Source organism: Coriobacteriia bacterium, from assembly GCA_018368455.1.
Lineage (GTDB): Bacteria > Actinomycetota > Coriobacteriia > Coriobacteriales > UMGS124 > JAGZEG01.
In genome coordinates, this window is sequence record JAGZEG010000002.1 from 218,913 (window position 1) to 239,714 (window position 20,802).

Consider the following 20,802-nt stretch of genomic DNA (forward strand, 5'->3'; position numbering starts at 1 on the left):
CACCGATAATGGCAGTCACGCGCAACTGTGCGCAGGCGATGACCGCCCCGCGTGCGCCCATGATAAAAGCGAGCCGAGAGGAGAGCACATGCCGATAGAGCGCCCGGAGCGGCTGCGCCTACTTGGCATCGCTTGCTGCGCCGTCGGCTACGGCCTCAACTCGGTGTGGTGCATCCTCATGGGACACACGCCCGAGTTCATGGCGTCTGTCTCCGAAGCCGGGCTCGCCGTGAACACACGGCTGTTCTATCTGGCAGGCGTCCTTGCCTTCGCCCTGGTATGTATAGCGCTCCCCGGCGTCATGCGGCGCTCCGACAGCGTGCTTCGCTTCGTGCTGCCCATCGTTGGCATCATCGGCACCGTCTGCTTTGCCCTGCCTGCCAACGGCTTGCTCGCACCGCTTGTGCCCACGGCGCTCATTGGCCTGTTCCTAACCGGCGTCGTGTTCTTCTGGATCGCAGCGCGCTACATCCTGCTGCTTGCGCGCTCACAGGGCGTCCGGGCCGTCATCGCGGGCGTTAGCGGCGGGCTCGTTCTCAAGGTCGCGCTGGCGGAGGCGTTCAACGACGTACCGTCGTTCGCCATCCACCTGGGATGCGCCCTGGCTGCGCTCATCCTGGCCGCCGGGCTGTTCGAAGTAGCGTGTGCCCTGTTGCGCAAGGCCGCCACCCGCGAAGACAGCGCAGGCACCGAGCCGGCGCATGCCTCAACATCGCATCCGCAGCTAGAAGTTCCGGACGGAAAACTGGGCGCGGCAGACCACCGTCCGCACCGCACGATATTCGGTGTCCCACAGCGCGAGCCGCTGGGCGCCCCAGCGGCACGGAGTACGCGCATCTCGATGTACCTGCTGCTCGTCGTTGCCGGCGTCGTGCTCGCCGTCGCCCGATCCGTCAGCAACCTGGGCCTGTGGGGCGGGTCGGGTGCCATCTCGGACACGTCGCCCTGGCTTGCCGGCGTCATCATCCCTGGCGCGCTTGTGCTGTTGTTCGCATACTTTATTCTTGTGCGCACCGACCGCCTGCCGCTGGCGACGCGCTTTCAGCCGGCACTGTTCCTGACAATGGCAGGCCTGTTTGCCGTCGCCATCCAGTCGAACCCGAGCGGGACGGGCATCGTGCTGCTCACCGTCGTCATTCAGGTCTGCGAGCTCTTCGCGCACCTGACGCTGTGGACGGTCACGGCAACGGCACTTGGCGTGCTCGGCATGCCATCGTACCGAGCGGTCAGCCTGGGCTGGGGCATTTACGCGGCCGCATCGATCATCTGGGTCGCCGTGCTCGCCAACGCCCCGATGATCATCACGCTTGTCATCATGCTCGCGCTCTATCTTGGCACCGTTGGCCTGCTGTACGTCATTGGCACGCTGTCAAGCGGACGAGTCGGCATCCCCGAGGCAGCGCCCACGAGCACGCAAGCAGATGCGGGGCAGCCCCACGCCCAGATTCCGGCAGCCCAGCCCCTCATCGATCGGTGCCACGCCCTCGCCGAGGCGTACGGCCTTTCACCCCGCGAGACAGAAGTACTCGAGCTCGTCGTGCAGGGACGCTCCTACGCCGTCGTGCAGGACGAGCTCAGCCTGTCGGGCAGTACCGTCAAGACGCACATGTCGCACATCTACACGAAGACGGGCACCACCGGTCGCCAAGCCCTGCTTGATCTCGTCTGGCACACCGAACCCGGAGACGAAGGCGCGGCTTAGCTCGCGCGGCCGACTTACGCTTGAGATTCCCGAAACTCGGCCACTAGGTCTTCTGCAAGATAACCGTCGCTTCGACAATGCATGTCTGATATGCCGTTACTCATAAGGTCATACGTATGAGAGCGATAAAAGAAGCCAAGCGCTTCTCGAGGTGACAGGTGTGCCAGCTCGGCGAACAATCCCACAACGCGGGCATACTTCTTTTGAAGCAGAATGGGATTGGCGTTCATAGATGTTCGCTTCCCTCAAAATGGAGATACCGGTCGATAACGCGCTGCGTCCTGAGGCAAATTTGATCGTTCGGCCGTTCAAAACGCAGGCGCCTGATTGCCTCCCCCTTATCGATCAGTCCATCAAAATAGAGTTCCACCGTGTTGAATACCTTGTCGTTTGCCACGCCCCCACGCACAATTTCGTAATCGCTCTCGTCGCAACCAGCCCGGCATGCGAGAATGAAATCGAGCCAATCTTCATCATATGCGTCAAAAACAAGCGCCCTGACCTCGGCAAATACCCGATCTTCAAGGCTATAGCGCGACACGATACCCGGTTTCCCCTCACGCAGGAAACGCCGGCACCACGCACGAGCCTGGTCGGGAAGAGGCGTCGTGTAAAAACCTCGGCCAAAGTCAACACGATCCCGCGAATGGAGAAGGTCGGGGTGAGCAACCTCCATATATGAACCGTGGTAGACGATCACGCATCCACCCCCTTATCACGCATAACGCGTAGGATATCGTCAACGATGTAGTCTTTACCTTGCGTGTGCAGTGCGTCGTAACTCGGTATGACATAGGTATAAAGAAGGTCATCAGGCCCAGTCAGCGCCCGATACACGCGATCACCCGGGACGCCAAGCCGTTCTGCAACGCTTTCGATGCAAAAGATCGCAAACTCGAGACTGTCAGCCAAAGAAGGGCCAGAGGACATAGCACTGGGGCCGTTCCAATCAGCTCTCATGCAATGCCTCCCATCAACAAGATCCTATGCCATCGCGCTAATACACCAATCTGGTATGTCCATCGCCCTTACTATACCCAGGTGATAGACAAACACCCAAGAGTTCAGCCAATCCCACTTCACACCGTGATAGCATCGGAAAAGTACCAAGCTTCCGGAACCCGTGAGAGGCAAGAACATGTCTACACAAACAAGGTCGACTTCCGGGATTCTCGCAACGCTCTTAATATCTCTTATAATCTCGGGAGCCCTATGCGGCTGTTCGACACCGAATATTCAGGTAACTGTAACACCGGGAGAAACCACCTCGTCCCCCGGCAATGTCGCAGAACTCCCAGAAACAGACGCCAACAACCCACCCGCAGATGCGACGACCACTACATACCCCTCACAGGCAGCCATCGACCAGGCAGGCTTTAAAGAGGAAATGCTGCGTCGCGGCATCGAAGAGAATCGCAACAACCCAAGATTCAACCCCTATTGGAACGTCATCGACTTCACCTTCACGATGAACCGAAGCGACCCGAGCGCTCCCTATCCCGACCACATGCGCTACGTATACGCCACCCCCGAGGGCATCACAGAAAGCGAATCGGGCATCGGCCGCATCACCCTTTATCCCAGTCCCGCCGGCCCCTCTTACGATATATGGGTTATGCACCGGACGGACAGCGAAGGGACCCCGTACCTGCGCTCGACCGCCAATGTCGAGGGTATCGGTATTGTCGATATCGCATATTACGAAGATTTCAGCGATAGCTGGTACATCGCAAGCACAGGCGAGGCAATTAGTTTGGACACGGATGGCGTCTGGCGCCCGTTCGGCGATCCCGACGCTGAGCCGTGGACGCCATACTTTTTCGGATAACGGAAAATCCGGTCAGGACCTCGCGCACGCAAAGCGCCGCCACCCTCGGCATGAGGATGGCGGCGCTTTTTAGTCGCGGGCTTGCTGCCGCGGCGAAATCGCCCCTACTTTGCGAGCTTTTCGATGACGGTCTCAATCTCAGCGAGCTTGCGGTCCTTCTCCTCGTCGGAGCCGGAGTCGGCCGCGGCGCGCACGCAGTGCTCGATGTGCGCCTTGAGCACGGTCGCGTTCGTCTTGGAGAGGAGCTTCTCCGTCGCCATGAGCTGTGTCGAGACGTCGATGCAATAGCGGTCGTCCTCGACCATCTTGATGATGCCGTCGATCTGGCCACGCGCCGTGCGCAGGTAGCGCAGGACGGTGGCGTGGTCGGCCATCATGTTAGGCAGCCGTGATGTCGAGGACCTTGTAATTCTCGCTCGCACCGGTGACGGCAGCCCTGAGCTGCTCGGGCGTCACGTCGTCAGAGCACTCAACCTCGACGGTGTTCGTGTCGTGATCGGCCTCGGCATCGGTCACGCCGGCAACGGCCAGCAGCGCCGACTCGACGTTCGCCTCGCAGTGACCGCACATGAGACCCTGCGTCTTGATGGTGTACTTCATGATGATAGACCCCTCTCGTCGTTGATCGAATGGCCGGGCGCCACGCCCGTCGCAGGCACGCACCCTCTTGACACGACGGCCCCTGGTGCGCAGGCCGCTTGTACCCTATTTCTCGCGCGGAGCGAGCTTGCTCTTGAACCCCCGCAGGCGCAGCGCGTTGCTGACGACGCAGATGGAGCTCAGGCTCATAGCCGCCGCGCCGAACATCGGCGACAACTGCCAACCCAGCAGCGGGTAGAACACGCCCGCGGCCAGCGGAATGCCGATGGAGTTGTAGAACAGCGCCCAGAACAGGTCCTGCTTGATGTTGCGAATCGTGGCGCGCGACAGCTCGATGGCCCGCGTCACGTCGAGCAGGTCGGAGCGCATCAGGACAACATCGGCGGAGTCGGCTGCGATGTCGGCGCCGGCCCCAATGGCGATGCCCACGTCGGCGCGTGCCAGGGCAGGCGCGTCGTTGATGCCGTCGCCCACCATGGCGACGGTCAGCCCCTCGTCCTGCAGCTCGCGAACGTGGCGCTCCTTGTCCTGCGGCAGCACGTCAGCGATGACGTCCTCGGGCGCGATGCCCACCTGAGCTGCGATGGCCCGGGCGGTCATCTCGTTGTCGCCGGTCAGCATCACAGCACGCACGCCCAGCTCGCCCAGCGTGCGCACGGCCTGGGCGCTCGTCGGCTTCACGGTATCAGCCGCGGCGATCGTCCCCATGAGCGCGCCGTTCTTCACAAAGAACAGCGGCGTCTTGCCGGCCTTGGCGCACGTCTCACGCACGTCGGTCGGCGCCGGCACGCCGAGCTCCTCCAGATAGCGCGCGTTGCCGGCGGCGATGACGTTGGCGCCCTCGCGCGCCGTGACGCCCCGACCCGGCAGCGCTTCGAAGTCGCTCACCTGACGGGCGACGATGCCGACCTCCTTGGCGTGGGCGACGATGGCGGCGGCCAGCGGATGCTCGCTCTGAGCCTCCAGCGCGGCGGCCATCTTGAGCAGCGCCTTCTCAGAGACGCCCTCGACCGGCAGCACATCGGTGACGCTCGGCGTACCGCGTGTGATCGTGCCGGTCTTGTCAAGCACGACGGCGCCGACCTTGTGCAGCGTCTCGAGGGCCTCGGCGCTCTTGAACAGGATGCCCATCTCGGCGCCCTTGCCCGTGGACACCATGATCGCGACAGGCGTTGCCAGACCGAGCGCACACGGACAGCTGATGACGACGACGGCAACAGCCGAGGTCAGCGAGCGGCCCACGTCGGCACCGGTCGCAATCATCCACGCGACGAACGTGATGGCGGCGATGCACAGCACAACGGGCACGAACACGCCGGCGACCTTGTCGGCCATGCGGGCGATGGGTGCCTTCGTAGCGTTGGCGTCCTCGACGAGCTGGATGATGCGCGCGAGGTTCGTGTCGGCGCCCACGCGCGTCGCCCGGAACGTGAACGCGCCCGTACCGTTGATGGTCGCGGCGCTCACCGTGTCGCCGACGTTCTTCTCAACGGGGATGGACTCACCCGTCAGCGCCGACTCGTCGACGGCCGACGCGCCCTCGAGAATGACGCCGTCCACCGGGATGGACTCGCCGGGACGCACGCGCACGACATCGCCGACGTTGATGTCGTCGACGGAGACCGCGCGCTCTTCATCGCCCACGACGAGCGTGGCCGTCTTGGGCGCAAGGTCGATGAGGTGCTCGATGGCGTCACCCGTCTTGGCCTTACTGCACGTCTCAAGGTACTTGCCCACCGTAACGAGCGCCAGGATCATGCCGGCCGACTCGAGGTAGAGGTTGTCCATCGCGAACATGTGCGCCATGTGGGCCATACCCTCGCCGAGCTCCGTGCTCACGACGAACATCGCATACAGCGAGTAGATGACCGAGGCGGCGGCGCCGATGGCGATGAGCGTGTCCATGTTGGGCGCACCGTGGACGAGCGACTTGAAGCCGTTCGTGAAGTAGGCGCGGTTGACGAGCAGGATGGGCGCCACGAGCAGCAGCATGGCGAGACACCAGTTCATGATGTGGGCCTCGCCGGTGAAGAACGATGGCAACGGCCAGCCGAACATGTGGCCCATACCCAGGTAGAACAGGGGAACGAGGAAGACGATTGACGTGATGAGGCGGGTTCGCATCTTGCGAGCCGTCTCCTCGAGCTTCTTCGTGGGGCTCTCGAGCTTGAGCGGCTTGCGAGCCGCCTGGCCGCCCGCAGCCCCCGCGGCACCCGGAGCCGCCTGGGGGCTTGCCGAGTAGCCGGCTTTGTCGACGGCGGCGCAGATGCCATCGGCGCTTAGGGCAGCGTCGTCGTAGTCGACGGACATGGAGCCCGAGAGCAAGTTGACCGCAACGCTCTGCACGCCGGGAAGCTTCGTGACCGCCTTCTCCACATGCGCCTGGCACGCGGCGCAGCTCATCCCGCCCACGTCGAACTTCTGATGCGCCATGCGCGTATCACCTCCAAGCCGGGGTCACGTGGTCAGCTCGCAGCGCAGGCCCGCGGCCCTCCAAGAAAGTTTGCCTCTACGTACATACCATCTGACTCGGAGTATAGACCCCCACCCCAGGGGGGTGTCAAGCTCATTGAGAGACTTCGGGCGGTCGGAAGAGCCCGCTCGACCTCTCCGCGTCGCTATACGGGCCTTCCTCGGCAGTCGTTAGGCCCGCTCGACCACCGAACGGCGTCACGCAAGCCCCTCTTCGCCGCCTCTTTGCACGGGACGCCCACCCGGACGGCCAAGAATCGCGCTCGTGAATAGGCGTTCTGGAACCTGAGGCCTTCGACGGGCCGAGGACGCCAAATCTACCTGCGGAAACGGCGGGCGCGTCCTCATCGGGCAGTACATGAGCTCATCTTCTGGCCACAATCCAGCCCCGCCCCGCAGAACTCCGCGCGAAGGCCCCTCCCGCCCAGCGAGAGAGCACGCTTGTTTGAATAGGCATCCTTACCGTGCGCCCGAGGCCGTCGGTTCGCCAATTATTCGGTACCATATTATTCGGTAGCTAATGAATATCGCTCGCAATCCTTCGGAAGGCGGGCGAGCCCACGGGGAGGACGCCATGCCTGATACGTCGAACCTTGCGCTGCTGCGGGCGTTTCGCCGCTGCTCGCACCTGCAGCGGCTCGCCAGCAAGAACCATGGGCAGGATCGCCTGCTCATCGTGCTCGCCGAGCGCGGAACACTCCTGCAGAGCCAGCTGGCAAAGATCACGCAGCGCCAGCCCGCCACGCTCTGCCAGCAGCTCGAGTCCATGGAGCAAGCTGGCCTCGTGGGCCGCTCCCCCAACGAACAGGACCGCCGCCTCGTCGACGTCTCGCTCACACCTGCCGGCAACGCCGCCGCACAGGAGGCCATCGCTCGCCGCCAGGCTACGGCCGACGCCCTGTTCGGCCCTCTCACCAGCGAGGACGACCGCGCCGCACTCGCCCGCATCCTGAATACGCTGCACGACGCCTGGAAAGCCGAGGTTCACGGCGGCGACCTCACGGCCACGCACCGCTAGGCAGGCGCCCATGCGTTTCATCTTCTCGTACGCCCGACGCCATGCGCCCATGATGCTCGTAGCCATCCTTTTCCTCTCCGTCGAGACGATGGCCGACCTACTGCAGCCCACGATGATGTCGTTCATCGTCGACAACGGCGTGCAGAGCGCTGACGTGCGCCAGATCCTGCGATACGGCGCCATCATGCTGCTCATCGCCGCAGCTGGCGCCGGCGCGGCCTTTATGCGCAACAACCTGTCGAGCCGTGTGTCGCAAAGCGTTGGCCGCGAGATCCGCTCTGACGCCTACCGCAAGGTGCAGACACTCTCGTTCGAGAACATCGATCGCCTCAAGCCCGCCTCCCTCATCACGCGGCTCACCAACGACATCACCGTCATCGTCGAGTTCGTGAACTCCACGATGCGCCTCGCCGTAAAGACGCCGCTGACGGCCATCGGCGCCTTCGTGCTGCTCGTCATGCAGTCGCCGCAGCAGACGCCCGTCATCCTCGTGCTTATGGCCGTCGCCGTCGCGCTCATCACACTCATGACGCGCCTTTCCCGCCCGCGCTTCGCCCGCCAGCAGCGCGCCATGGACGGGCTGAACGACGTCAGCCGCGAATACCTCTCGTCGGTGCGCGTCGTCAAGGCGTTCGGCGCGGAGGCCCGCGAGCAGACACGTTTCGAGAGTGCCGCCTCGACGCTCGCACTCGCCGCGACGGCGGCCATGCGCGTCCCGGCCGTCATCGGGCCCGCGCTCAACCTCGCTGCCAACCTGGGCATTGTCGTGTTGCTGTGGATCTCGCAGGCACAGGATCCCGGCCAGATCGGCCGCCTCATGGCCAGCGTCAACTACACGACGCAGATCGTCATGTCGCTCGGCATGGTCGGCGGCGTACTCAACGGCGCGATGCGGGCGCTGACCTCCGCAGGCCGCGTGCAGGAGATCATGGACGAGACGCCGGCCCAAAGCGTACCCGCCGACCCCGAGCCCCTCACCGAGCCCCACGGCGACATCGAGCTGCGCTCCGTGAGCTTTCGCTATGCCGGCGCTACGCACGACGCGCTGTCGGACGTGAGCCTCAGCGTCCAGGCCGGCCAGACCGTCGGCATCATCGGGCCCACCGGCTCGGGCAAATCGACGCTCGTGAGCCTCGTGCCGCGCTTCTACGACGCCACGAGCGGCACGGTCCTGCTCGACGGTCACGACGTCACTCAGCTTGCAGAAGAAGACCTGCGCGCCGTCATCGCCGTCGTGCCGCAGCGAGCCGTTCTGTTCACCGGCACAATCGCCGACAACCTGCGCTGGGGCGACGAGGGCGCGTCCGACGACCAGCTGTGGGATGCCCTGCGCACAGCCTGTGCCGACGAGTTCGTGCGCGCCCTGCCCGACGGGCTGGACGCCCAGCTCGGTCAAGGTGGCGTCAACCTGTCCGGCGGTCAGAAGCAGCGCCTCTGCCTGGCGCGTGCCCTACTGCGCAGGCCTCGCGTACTTATTCTCGACGACTGCACGAGCGCGCTGGACGCCTCGACGGAGGCCCACGTGCTCGAGGGGCTGCGTGCCCGAGGCGAGCAAGGCGGCCTCACGATGCTGCTCATCAGCCAGCGCATATCCACCGTGCGGCGCGCCGACGTCGTACTCTGCCTCGAAAAGGGCCGCGTGCAGGGACTGGGCACGCACGACGAGCTCATGGCGGGCTGCGCGACATACCGCGCGATCTACGAGTCGCAGGTCGGCGAGCCCGAGCCCGCCGGGACGAGCGTCGCCCCCGCGCAGGGAGGTGCCTCCCATGGCGCATAGCCCCGTCCCCGGCCCCGGTGGCCGCCCCGACCACCGGGCGATGCGCTACGGCAAGAAGGTCCGCCCCCGCGACGCCCGCGCCACGGTCCGGCGCCTCTGGGGCTTCACGCGCGGCCATCGCACAGCCCTGCTCGGCATATTCGCGTTGGGAGGGGGCTGCGCGCTCGCCCCGGTGCTCTCGCCGCTGCTCGTGGGGCGCGCCATCGATGCCATCAACCTGCACGGACCCGTCGCCACGACGCTCGGCCTGCTGCTCGCCGTCTACGTGGGCGGCTATCTCTCCAACTTCCTGCAGGGCTTCGTCATGGCTGGCGTGGGCCAGCGCATCGTGCGCGACATCCGTCTGCGCCTGTTCGCCGACATGGAGCGCCTGCCCCTCGCGTTCTTCGACCGCCGTCAACACGGCGATCTCATGAGCCGCATCTCCAACGACGTCGACAACATCTCGACGACGCTCGCCGAGTCGCTCGCCCAGATCATGGTGTACGTGTTTTCCATCGGAGGCGCGCTGGCCGCGATGCTCTCGCTCAACGTGCTGCTCACCGGCGTCACGCTTCTGGCCGTCGTGCTCATCCTTGGCTTCAGCCGGCTCATCACCCGGCACACCCGGCCGCTGTTCCTGCGCCAGCAGAGCGTGCTCGGCCAGCTCAACGGCCACGTCGAGGAGAGCGTCTCCGGTCTGGCGCTCGTCAAGGCCTTCGGCCGCGAGCAGGCGATGATCGACGCGTTCGAGCAGGCCAACGAGCAGTACCGCGACACGGCCGTGCGTGCCCTCGTGTGGTCGGGCCTGCTCATGCCGTTCACGAACGTCATCAACAACCTGTCGTTTCTCAACGTCGCCGTCGTCAGCGGCATCCTCGCCTCGCAAGGGCTCATCGGCGTCGGGCTCATCTCGAGCTTCCTGCTGTACTCGCGGCAGTTCACCCGGCCGTTCGTCGACATCGCAAGCATCTACAACCGGCTGCAGTCGGCCCTGGCCGGCGCCGAGCGCGTCTTCGAGGTCATGGACGAGCAGCCTGAGCCGCCCGACAGCCCGGAAGCCCTGCCCCTGGATCGCCCGCGCGGCGACATCGCCATCGAGCACGTGACGTTCGGCTACGACCCGGCGCGCCCCGTGCTGCGCGACGTGAGCCTGCAGGTGTCGGCAGGGACGCGCGTGGCCATCGTCGGGCAGACGGGCTCGGGCAAGACGACGCTCATCAACCTGCTGACGCGCTTTTACGACGTCGACGAGGGCCGCATCCTGCTCGACGGCCACGACCTGCGCGCCTACCGCATGGCGGACTTGCGTCGAGCGTTCGGGTCCGTGCTGCAAGACCCCTCGCTGTTCAGCGCCACCGTCACGGAAAACATCTGCTACGGGCGGGAGTTCACCTCGCCGCAGGCAGCACGGGAGGCGGCAACCCGCGCTGCGGAGGCAACCAGCGCCGACGCGTTCATCCGCCAGCTTCCCCAGGGCTACGACACGGTACTCGAGGGCGGTGGTGCGGCGTTGTCCCAGGGGGAGCGCCAGCTGCTCACGATTGCGCGGGCATTCGTGGCCGACGCACCCATTCTCATTCTGGACGAGGCGACGAGCTCGGTGGACACGCTGACGGAGCGCGCGATCCGCGCTGCCATGTTCGAGCTCACACGCGGGCGAACGTCGTTCGTCATCGCACACCGGCTGTCGACCGTGCGAGACTCGGACCTCATTGTCGTTTTGGACAAAGGGCAAATCGTCGAGCGAGGCACGCACGAGGAGCTGCTGGCAGCAGGCGGGCGCTACGCCCAGATGTGGCGCACACAGAGCGGGGAGGACGAGACGGGCACCCACGCCCAAAACTAACCTCTTACACCAAGACACATGCCATTTTTCTTGAAATGTGATTGCCTATTACTATAATCGCTCTCGTATTACACATAAAACTGGCAGGCCATTTTCAGTTTCCGGGCTGTCTGGTGAGACGGTCTCGCGCCGCGCCACACCTTCGAAAGCGATGAACCATGGCACAGGTATCAACCCACAGCGTCGTCGTCATCGGAGCGGGAGTCTTGGGCTGCGCGGTAGCCCGGGAGCTTTCTCACCTCGACACGGACGTCTTGGTCCTCGAACGTGCGCACGACGTAGGAGAAGGGTCAAGCAAGGCGAACAGCGGCGTCGTCCATGCAGGCTTCCACCCGCGCGGAGGCTCGCTCAAGGGCACCTCGTGCGTGGAAGGAAACGCCCTGTTCGATAAGCTGACGACCGAGCTTGACATCCCATTTCGCCGAATCGGCGCCCTGATGGTCGCTTTTGAGCGCTCCGGCATCGACAAGCTCGAGGAAAAGCGAGCCCGCGCCGCACTCAACGGGGCCGGCACGCTCCCCATCGTGTCGGGCGACGAGGCCCGCGCTCTTGAGCCACGCCTCTCGCCCGGAGTCATCTCGGCGATGCTCGCCCCCTCAACCGGCATCGTCTCGCCCTTTGAGCTCGTGCTCGCGCTTGCCCAAAACGCCCAGGCAAACGGCGTCTCCTTCAGATTCGGGGCAAACGTCGTCTCGATCAGCCGGCTCCCCGCGGACGATCCCGAAGGCCCTCGCTGGAGTCTCTCGCTCGATGACGGCACGACCGTGCAGACACGCTTCGTCGTCAACGCGGCCGGCGACCAGGCCGAGCTACTCGACTCCTTCGTTCATCCCCAGGACTACGTCGTTCGCCCTCGCGCCGGAGACTTCGTCGTGTTCGACAAGCAGGTGCCCAAGACGGCGATTCGCCACGTCATCTACCAGGCAGGAGAGCATGACGAGGGAGGGGTGCTGCTCGCTCCCACCGTCTCCGGCAATCTGCTCGCCGGCCCGACGTCACGCAACGTGCGCTCGTTCTCAGATACAGGTGCCTCGCCCGAGGGCTTCGCCCACGTCCTCTCCGTAGCTCGCCATCTCATCCCCTCTCTCGATACGAGGCGCGTCATCACGGGGTTTGCCGGTGTGCGCACCAACATCACCAACGTCAGCAAAGAGATCAAAGACTTCATCGTGCGCACGTCTGCCCCCGGCTTCGTGAGCGCGCTGGGCATCAAGAATCCGGGGCTCACGGCCTCCCCCGCCCTCGCCAAGCGCGCAGTCGCCCTCTTGCGCGAGGAAGGCCTCGTCGCACGCGAACGCACGGGCTGGCTCCCCCAAAGGACGCGCTACGTACCCTTTCTCTCCCGTAGCGAGGAGGAGCAGGCCCGCCTCGCGCGAGAAGACCCGTCGTTCGACCACGTCATATGCCGTTGCGAGCTCGTGACCGAAGGAGACGTGAGGGCCGTCATGCGCGGGCCACTGCCGCCCTCGACCATCGCCGGCATGCGCCGCAGGCTGCGCTGCGGAATGGGCCGCTGCCAGGGCGGCTTCTGTCTGCCTCGCGTCCTGGCCATCATGGCCGACGAGCTGGGCGTCCCTGCCGAACAGGTCCCCTGGGGAGAGGGCGGCGCATCGCTGTCCTCTCGAAAGGTCAAGCGATGAGGGCGGAGGAGGCCGCCATGGCCACAGACGCAAGCATGGACGCAATCGATGTCGTCGTCATCGGCGCAGGCCCGGCGGGGCTCGCCGCAGCGGTTGCCGCAAGGGAGGCGGGGGCACGCGACGTGCTCGTCCTCGAACGAGACGACGCCCCGGGAGGCATTCTCACCCAGTGCGTCCACGACGGCTTTGGCCTGCACCTCTGTCGGCGCTCTCTCACCGGCCCGGAATACGCCGCCCTCTGGGAGGCCCGGGCGCGCGACGCGGGCGCCCGCATCGCCCTGCGCTCCCTCTGCGTCGGCGTCAGCCGCCTTGGCGACGGAAGGCTGTGCGTGGAGGCGGTGGGCCAGGCGCTCGGCGGCCACGTGCGTCTTGTCGCGCGCAGCGTGGTGGTGGCGACGGGGTGTCGCGAGCGCACGCGCGGCCAGCTGCTCATCCCCGGGACGCGTCCTGCCGGCGTCCTGACGGCGGGGTCTGCCCAGCGCATGGTCAACGTCGAGAACCAGCTGCCCGGAGACAAGGCAGTCATCCTTGGGGCCGGCGACATCGGCCTCATCATGGCGCGCAGGCTCACGCTGGAGGGGGCGCAGGTGCGCCTCGTGCTCGGACAAGCCCTCACGGGGTTGTTACGCAACCAGATCCGCTGCGCCCAGGACTTTGGCGTGCCCGTGCTTCCCGGCTGGGGCATCGCCCGCATCCACGGATCCGGCCGGCTCAGCGGTGTCTCCATCGCCCCCATGAGAGAGGACGGCAGCCTCGACCTCGCCCGGCGGCGCTACGTCCGCTGCAACACGCTGCTGCTCGCCTGTGGCCTGATCCCCGAGACCGAGGTGCTGGACGCCTTGGGCGACAGCGATCGCGAGGGCGTGTTCCTGTGCGGCAACGCCGCCGGCCCGCGCGACCTCGTCGACCAGGTGACGCAGCAGGCCCTGCTCGCCGGGGTGCGTGCCGCCGTGCACGCGCGGCCCGAAGCTGCCCGGACATCGGAAGGCGGTACGCCCGGTGCCCTCTCCGACGCGCAGCTTGCCCATCTGCTGCCAGAGGCCGACGGCCGCGCTGCCCTTATGGACATCCCCGACCCCACGGGACGCGCTGGAACCTACCTTGAAGAGAGCGAGGGGCGTCCCCTTTCCCAGCCTGGAGAAACGGGCCCCCGCCCCAGCCCCGGCATAGTCCATGTTCCCTGCACGGCCTGCCCCCGAGGCTGCGTCATCGACGTCCGCCCGGCGACGGCGGGCGAAGAGGCTCAGGTGCTCGCAGGCGCCGGCTGCCCACGAGGGCACCGGGAGGCCCTGAGGGAGCTGACAAACCCGCTGCGCACGTTCACCGGGACAGTGCGGCTCATGGGATCGAACCGACCGCTTCTGTCCGTACGCACCGCGCAGGACGTACCGCGCGAACTTCTGCTTCCCATCGCCCGGGCGTGCCGGCGCATCCGAGCGCACGCCCCCGTACACATCGGGGACGTCGTGAGGGCGGACGTGGCGGGCAGCGGAGTCGACCTCGTGGCGACAGCCGCTGCAGACGAGGTGCCGTCCCGTCCTGAAAGCGGGCCGTCGGGCGCATGACAAACGCGAGGCCCACCGCCCCGGAAGCACCAAACCCCATTCGCTGGTCATACAGAAAGGATGGACAATGAGCATCACGCAATCGAGAGAAATCGTCGGAAGCTCCGTGGGCATCGGGGGATGCGCGAGCGACGGCATCCCAGCTGCCCGCCTGACGCGTCGAAGCCTGGTCAAGTTCGCCGCCGCCATGGCGGTCACGGGGCTTGGCATCGGCGGCCTGGCGCGCGCAGCCGAGGCCTCGTCAAGCCAGCTCGACAAGCAGGCACGCGAGCTCACCGACTACCGCGGACGCACGGTCAGCGTCCCCGCCGAGGCACAGCGCATCGCCATCCTCGACTCGTTCTCGGGAGAAGTCGCCGTCATGATCGGGGTTGCCGAGCGCATCCTCGGGCTCCCGGGAGGCGTCGTCTCGGACAAGATCCTGCAGACAATCTATCCGGGACTCTCCGACGCCACCACGTACTCGGGAGGCTCGGTCAACGCCGAGGACCTCGTCGCACGTGGATGCGACCTCGCCATCGTCCGCGACGCCATGAACGACGACGAGAAGGCCCAGCTCGACCGTGTGAACATCCCCTATGTCATCGTGGGCTATGCCACGGTCGACGAGCAGCTTGACGCCATTCGACTCGTCGGTGAGGCGTGTGGCGGAGACGCTCAGCAGCGCGCCCAGGATCTTGCGACGTTCTATGCCCAGGTTGCCTCTGATGTCGAGGGGCGCGTCGCCGGCCTCGCACAAGACGAGCGCGCAAGCGTCTACCACAGCATCAATGACCCGCTGCTCACCGACGGCAACGAATCGCTGGGCGTCGACTGGATCACGAGGGCGGGGTGCCTCGACGTCTCTGCCGACGAGCCCTCGGGGTCGAACGGGGATTACACCACGACGATCGAGCAGCTCTATATCTGGGAGCCGGACCTCATCGTTTGCAACGAGGCGGAGGCTGCCCAGGAGATTCTCTCTTCCGACGCGTGGGCCGGCCTGGGCGCCGTGTCCCGGGGCGAGGTCCACGTCATCCCGACGGGGGCGACGCGCTGGGGCCAGCGCGGAAGTGCCGAGACGAGCCTTGGCATGCTCTGGCTCGGGTGCACCGTCTACCCCGACCTGTTCGCCGACGTCGACCTGCAGGCCGTCGTGACCGACTACTACGCGAAGTACCTGGGCGTAACGGTTGATGACGCCCTCTATCAGCAGATGATCTCCGGCCAGGGCATCCGCTCGGGAGGCGGCGGGAACGGAAGCGGCAACGGGAGTGGTAATGGCGGCGGGAACGGCTCCGGCGGCGGGCGCGGTAACGGGTCCGGCGGCGGCAACGGAGGCGGTAACGGCTCGGGTGGTGGTAACGGCTCCGGGAACGGAGGAGGCAACGGCTCGGGTGGTAGCAACGGGTCTGGCGGCGGACGGGGCGATGGTTCCGGCGGCGGGAACGGCTCGGGCAACGGAGGCGGGAACGGCTCCGGTGGCGGAAACGGATCGGGGCGCGGTAACGGCTCCGGTGGTGGTAATGGCGGGGGCAACGGCTCCGGCGGTGGCAATGGCGGCGGGAACGGCAACGGAGGCGGAAACTAATGACATTGCCCGGTGGCGATAGTCCTCGCAACTGCGGGAGAAGGAGCGCGGCGGGTGGCGCCAAGAGGGGAGGGGGACGCGACAGCCTCCTGTTCGACCAATCGGCCCGTCCCGACCCCGCCGATGCCCTGCGCGTAATCTGCTGTGTCGACGACACCGACGACCTGTCAGCGACGACGTCGACCGGTGCAGTCGCCGAGGAGATCGCTCGTCTGCTGCCCTCCCTCGGCGGGCGCGTCATGCTCGGCATTACACGCCACCAGCTCCTTCTCGCCCCGGGCGTCCCCTATACCTCGCACAATTCGGCGATGTGCTTTGAGGCACTGATGCCAAGGAGCTCATACGAGCGGTTCATCCCCCAGGCCGAGAGCATTATCCGCACAATGAGCGTCGAGGGCTCCGACCCCGGGATGTGCCTCGTGTGTCGAGATCGCCTGACGTCAGCGATTCCATCCCCCGCGCTTGAAGCGCCAGGGACAGACATGGATGCGATGGACTCCGCGGCCGCCTGTCCGGCCGAGGGGCCCACCGCCCTGGGCGTCGAAGACTTCTTGGCATTCGGCCAGGCCGCCAAGCGTCGCCCATGCACGAAAGAGGAGGCCTACGCCATTGCCGCAGCCTCCGACGCCATCCTCCTGCGCGAATACGGAGGGACCGGGGACGGTGTCATCGGCGCCCTTGCCGGGGCCGCCCTGCGCCTCGCCGGAAACGACGGGCACTTCCGCGGCATGTGGAACCTGGCCGAGCTGTGCGCAACGCCAATCTCCCAGAGCAACGTAGACGGGCGCCAAAAAGGTGCCCAGGCAGCCGCCCATTCGCACTCCGCCCCCGCCATGACGGGGGCATCGGCAGCAACGCTGCCCGCCCTGCTCGTAATCGAGGCGCTTGAACCCCTCGTCGGAGGCCCCGTCGACGTCATCGACCGCAGCGGATCGCCGCTGCCGAGAGAGGTGCCCGTCAGCCTCGTCAAGCGCGCAAAGCCCGTCCTCGCCCACTCGAAGCTCTCATTCATGTGCCGCGTCGAGAATGGGATCGCCTTCCCTCTCGAGAAAGCCGGCCTCGACGACATGGCTGCCTCGAACATCGACGAGCGACTTGGGCTCGACTGCCCGCTATTCGAGCCCGACAACGACCCGGAAGAGCGAGAAATTCGAACTGGCACCGAAGCTGCGGGGTGCATGGGTTGCCTGCATCGTCGCTGGACGGCGAACGGGTTCTCCTGCCTCGCCAAGCCCGGCTCTCACGACGAAGGCCCCTCCCTTGGCGCCCCGAGCCGGCCTGCCGACACCCAAGCGCCCGACTGGTAAGACGCGCCAATCAAGGTGTATCCCCGATACGACGCGAGTCTATTCCTCATGAGAGAAAATAAGACATTGTATATACAAATTATAATCTCTCTAACATAATTTCTTCTCACCTGTGATTGTTATAAGAAAGGAATGTCTTAACGATCAATTAAGGATCACAAGGCTAACTTTTGGGGATATCAGGGGTCAGAGCGCGGGGCAAGCTCGCGCATTCCCATCATCGCGGCGCGCCGCCCGCCTTCTCCACACGCGGCACCGGCGCGTCCTACCCCAGAAGGAGGCCCCCCATGACCGCATTCGCATCCAACCCTGTCGCCCAGGCCCTCGTCGACCGCATCCCCGGCAAGCTCTACATCGGCGGCCAGTGGGTCGACGCCTCCGACGGCGCCACGCTCGACGTGTTCACGCCGGCAACTGGCGCCAAGATCGCCGCAATCGCCGACGCCACACGCGATGACGTCGACCGCGCCGTCGACGTGGCCTGGCAGGCCTTCGAAACGTGGGGCGCCACGGACAAGGCTGAGCGCGCCCGCATCCTCACCCGCGTCGCCGACGTCATCGAGGAGCACGCCGAGGAACTCGCTCAGATCGAGACATACGACAACGGCAAGCCCATCCGCGAGACGCGTGCCATCGACGTCGCCTTCGCGGCCGATCACTTCCGCTACTTCGCCGGGGCTCTACTCGCCGAGACGGGCGAGGCCGACGTGCTGCCTGGCAACATGCTCTCGCTCGTGCTGCGCGAGCCCATCGGCGTCGTCGGCCAGATCGTGCCGTGGAACTTCCCGTTCCTCATGGCGGCGTGGAAGCTGGCGCCCGTGCTGGCCGCCGGCGACTGCACCGTGCTCAAGCCGTCCTCGACGACGAGCCTCTCCGTGCTCGAACTCGCCCGTCTCACGCAGGACATCATCCCCGCCGGCGTGTTCAACGTCGTGACGGGCAGGGGCTCGAAGTCCGGCCAGTATCTGCTCGAGAACAAGCGCCTCTCCAAACTCGCGTTCACCGGCTCCACCGAGGTCGGGCGCACCGTGGCCGAGGCCGCAGCCGACCGGCTCATCCCCGCAACGCTCGAACTGGGCGGCAAGAGCGCCAACATCATCTTCCCCGACGCGAAGTGGGACATGGTGCTCGACGGCGTACAGCTCGGCATCCTGTTCAACCAGGGCCAGGTATGCTGCGCCGGCAGCCGCATCTTCGTGCACGAGGACGTCTACGACAAGTTCATCGAGGACATCGTGCCCGCGTTCCAGAAGGTCAAGGTGGGCTTGCCCTGGGAAGACGACACGCAGATGGGCTCGCAGATCGACGAGCGCCAGCTCAAGAAGATCCTCGGGTACGTCGACATCGCAGTGCAGGAAGGCGGCCGCGTGCTGACGGGCGGGCATCGCGTCACCGACGATGCTCTCGGGGATGGCGCGTTCATGGAACCGACGCTCATCGAGGTGCCGAACAACTCGTGCACCGTGTGCCAGGAGGAGATATTCGGGCCCGTGGCCGTCGTGCAGAAGTTCAGCTCCGAGGACGAGGTCATCGCTCTGGCCAACGACTCCGAGTACGGCCTGGGCGGCGCCGTGTGGACGCGCGACATCAACCGGGCGCTGCGCGTGGCCCGCGGCGTGCGCACGGGACGCATGTGGGTCAACACGTACAACCAGATCCCGTCGGGCGCGCCGTTCGGCGGCTACAAGGCGTCGGGCATCGGGCGCGAGACGCACAAGATGCTGCTCGACAGCTACTCACAGGTGAAGAACGTGATGATCAACCTGAATGAGGAGCCGAGCGGGTTCTACCCGGCAGAATAAGCGACGAGCCAGGGCACGTGACGCGCGGGGTGGCTTCGGGGATCGACTCCGGGGCCACCCCGTGCCCTTTTATGCAAGCGCCCCATCGCGGACGCGGGCCCGCGTCACCTGCCGCGCGTCATGTCGATGAGCTCCTGGCGCGAGTGGATATCGAGCTTGCGGTAGATGCTCTTGACGTGCGACTGCACCGTACCCATCGATATGCTGAGCAGCTCGGCGATCTTGCGCTGGCTGTTGCCGTCTGCCAGCAGCCCCGCCACGGCCAGCTCGCGCTCCGACAGCCCGAATCGCCCGAGGCCGTGCGCGCCTTCCGACCCGCCTCGCTCGGCTGCCTCACCCGCAACGCCAGCAACCTCCGCAGTTCCCGCCTCTCCAGAGAGGTGAACGGGGGCATCTCCCTCCCCCAGCTCCTCGGCCCCAAACGAATGCCCGAAGAACAGCACGGACGCCACGATGAGCGTGAACGCGACACCGCTCGAGAGGACGGGCACGAGGCCGGCCGGCTCGATACCCAGCGCGTTGAGCACGAGCGGCACCATGACGTAACCCAGCAGCGACGACACGGCGTCCACCACGACGAACACCGCGCCGAACGCGCCCACGATCGACATACGCCCGTCGCGCGCCACGTCGACAAGCACGATCCACAGCAGCAGGTCAAGGCAGGTTCGCCCGATGATCACGACCTGCGAGCCCAGGTCGTTCGGCCCCCAGCCCGTCCCGGACAGCAGGAGCAGACCCGCAAAGAACACGATGGTCGCCGCAGGCCAGATGCCCTGCAAAGCCGCCCGGCTCGACGAGCGAAAGAACGTATAGGCAAACAGTAGAGCCGCAAACGCCACGGACAGGGCGTCTTGCGTGCTCATGGCAGGAGCGAGGGGCGCGCCGTTCACATAGCCCGACACGAAGCCGCGCACAACACCGCCCAGGACGAGACAGATCGCAAGTACGGCGATGAGACGGACGGGCAGAGGACGCCGAAAACTCACCGAGTCAGGAGCGTCCCCCGACGTCAGGGGCACCGCCATCCCGCGCGCGGCTGCGAGCCAGCACACAAGGCTCACCAGCGGCAGGCAAGCATTTACGACGAGCCCTGCCGGATCGGGAAGGAACATCACCATGCGCGTCGCCAGGCTCACGATGAACGAGCCCAGGGCCACGAGCGCCGCCGTGCGCGAGCGCATCGACACGTACCACGCCGCCCACAGATAGGTCAGCAGCACGAACACGACGGCGTAGAGCGTCGTGTCGACCAGGGACACGACGAACCCGAGCGCGCTTCCGAGAGATGCCAGCACCTCGATAATCTTCAGAGCAGCCTGTGCGCAAAACACGGCGAGCAGGGGCGCGGCGACGCGCGGGCCTGCCGGTCGCGCCCTGCGCGTCGCAAGCGCGCGACTCCCCACCACGACGAGAAGCGCGCACGCCAAGTAGACGCTATACCATGCGACGGACTCCCCCGTCGTCGCATCGTGTCCCGCCAGGCTGTAGAACAGCGCATTGCGGCGCAGCAACGGCCAGTACAGAGCCGCGCCCATAAACGCAGCGACTGCTGCTGCCATACGCATCGGAGCGCGCGCGGACACCGCGGAACTCCCGCCGACCACACGCCTCTCGCGGCCCGTGCTATCCGGCTCGTCCACCTCGCCCACGCCCGTTTCCCTCATCCTTGATCCCCCGTACAAACTTG

Annotated in this window: 14 protein-coding genes and 1 pseudogene; 10 read left to right on the top strand and 5 right to left on the bottom strand. The window is 65.9% G+C overall.

The genetic code is table 11. The features are described from left to right. Window positions 1-88 precede the first annotated feature (88 nt). Entirely contained in the window at window positions 89-1,702 is a 1,614-nt protein-coding gene (locus KHZ24_02155) for a helix-turn-helix transcriptional regulator (GenBank protein ID MBS5450006.1), read from the top strand. Between the two features lie 226 nt (window positions 1,703-1,928). Here KHZ24_02155 and KHZ24_02160 read toward each other — a convergent pair whose 3' ends face one another. Continuing rightward, a complete protein-coding gene (locus tag KHZ24_02160) occupies window positions 1,929-2,402 on the bottom strand; it encodes a DUF3990 domain-containing protein (protein MBS5450007.1) in 474 nt (157 codons plus the stop codon). Then, the gene (locus KHZ24_02165; protein MBS5450008.1) at window positions 2,399-2,632 is read right to left on the bottom strand and encodes a DUF3791 domain-containing protein; all 234 of its coding nucleotides are present in this window, start codon (window positions 2,630-2,632) and stop codon (window positions 2,399-2,401) included. The genes KHZ24_02160 and KHZ24_02165 overlap by 4 nt, the downstream gene beginning before the upstream one ends. A gap of 208 nt (window positions 2,633-2,840) precedes the next feature. On the opposite strand from KHZ24_02165, the gene KHZ24_02170 reads away from it, so the two are divergent. Further along, on the top strand, window positions 2,841-3,530 hold the full coding sequence (locus KHZ24_02170; protein ID MBS5450009.1) for a hypothetical protein: 690 nt from the start codon (window positions 2,841-2,843) through the stop codon (window positions 3,528-3,530). A gap of 104 nt (window positions 3,531-3,634) precedes the next feature. Here KHZ24_02170 and KHZ24_02175 read toward each other — a convergent pair whose 3' ends face one another. Together KHZ24_02175 and KHZ24_02180 are read right to left on the bottom strand one after the other, a co-directional pair. Beyond that, window positions 3,635-3,907: a metal-sensing transcriptional repressor gene (locus tag KHZ24_02175; protein ID MBS5450010.1), complete on the bottom strand. Its 273-nt coding sequence runs from the start codon at window positions 3,905-3,907 to the stop codon at window positions 3,635-3,637. A gap of 1 nt (window position 3,908) precedes the next feature. Continuing rightward, window positions 3,909-6,563: pseudogene (locus KHZ24_02180) on the bottom strand (heavy metal translocating P-type ATPase). A 613-nt stretch (window positions 6,564-7,176) separates the two neighbouring features. Between KHZ24_02180 and KHZ24_02185 the strand changes: the two are divergent. The 8 genes from KHZ24_02185 to KHZ24_02220 all read left to right on the top strand — a co-directional run bounded on the left by KHZ24_02185 (window position 7,177) and on the right by KHZ24_02220 (window position 19,112). Then, window positions 7,177-7,620: a MarR family transcriptional regulator gene (locus KHZ24_02185; protein MBS5450011.1), complete on the top strand. Its 444-nt coding sequence runs from the start codon at window positions 7,177-7,179 to the stop codon at window positions 7,618-7,620. 10 nt (window positions 7,621-7,630) lie between these two features. Beyond that, entirely contained in the window at window positions 7,631-9,400 is a 1,770-nt protein-coding gene (locus tag KHZ24_02190; GenBank protein MBS5450012.1) for an ABC transporter ATP-binding protein, read from the top strand. Further along, window positions 9,390-11,228, top strand: coding sequence for an ABC transporter ATP-binding protein (locus KHZ24_02195; protein MBS5450013.1), 1,839 nt, complete (start codon window positions 9,390-9,392; stop codon window positions 11,226-11,228). The genes KHZ24_02190 and KHZ24_02195 overlap by 11 nt, the downstream gene beginning before the upstream one ends. Before the next feature lie 1,154 nt (window positions 11,229-12,382). Beyond that, the gene (locus tag KHZ24_02200; GenBank protein MBS5450014.1) at window positions 12,383-12,868 is read left to right on the top strand and encodes a (2Fe-2S)-binding protein; all 486 of its coding nucleotides are present in this window, start codon (window positions 12,383-12,385) and stop codon (window positions 12,866-12,868) included. After that, window positions 12,865-14,433, top strand: a complete 1,569-nt coding sequence (locus tag KHZ24_02205) for a DUF1667 domain-containing protein (GenBank protein ID MBS5450015.1) — start codon at window positions 12,865-12,867, stop codon at window positions 14,431-14,433. Before KHZ24_02200 ends, KHZ24_02205 begins: the two co-directional genes overlap by 4 nt. Window positions 14,434-14,500: 67 nt before the next feature. Beyond that, window positions 14,501-16,003: an ABC transporter substrate-binding protein gene (locus KHZ24_02210; protein ID MBS5450016.1), complete on the top strand. Its 1,503-nt coding sequence runs from the start codon at window positions 14,501-14,503 to the stop codon at window positions 16,001-16,003. Continuing rightward, window positions 16,003-17,310, top strand: coding sequence for a hypothetical protein (locus tag KHZ24_02215; protein ID MBS5450017.1), 1,308 nt, complete (start codon window positions 16,003-16,005; stop codon window positions 17,308-17,310). The genes KHZ24_02210 and KHZ24_02215 overlap by 1 nt, the downstream gene beginning before the upstream one ends. Before the next feature lie 287 nt (window positions 17,311-17,597). Then, window positions 17,598-19,112, top strand: coding sequence for an aldehyde dehydrogenase family protein (locus tag KHZ24_02220; protein ID MBS5450018.1), 1,515 nt, complete (start codon window positions 17,598-17,600; stop codon window positions 19,110-19,112). A gap of 104 nt (window positions 19,113-19,216) precedes the next feature. On the opposite strand, the gene KHZ24_02225 is transcribed toward KHZ24_02220, so the two are convergent. Further along, the gene (locus tag KHZ24_02225) at window positions 19,217-20,674 is read right to left on the bottom strand and encodes a helix-turn-helix transcriptional regulator (GenBank protein MBS5450019.1); all 1,458 of its coding nucleotides are present in this window, start codon (window positions 20,672-20,674) and stop codon (window positions 19,217-19,219) included. Between the last annotated feature and the right edge of the window lie 128 nt (window positions 20,675-20,802).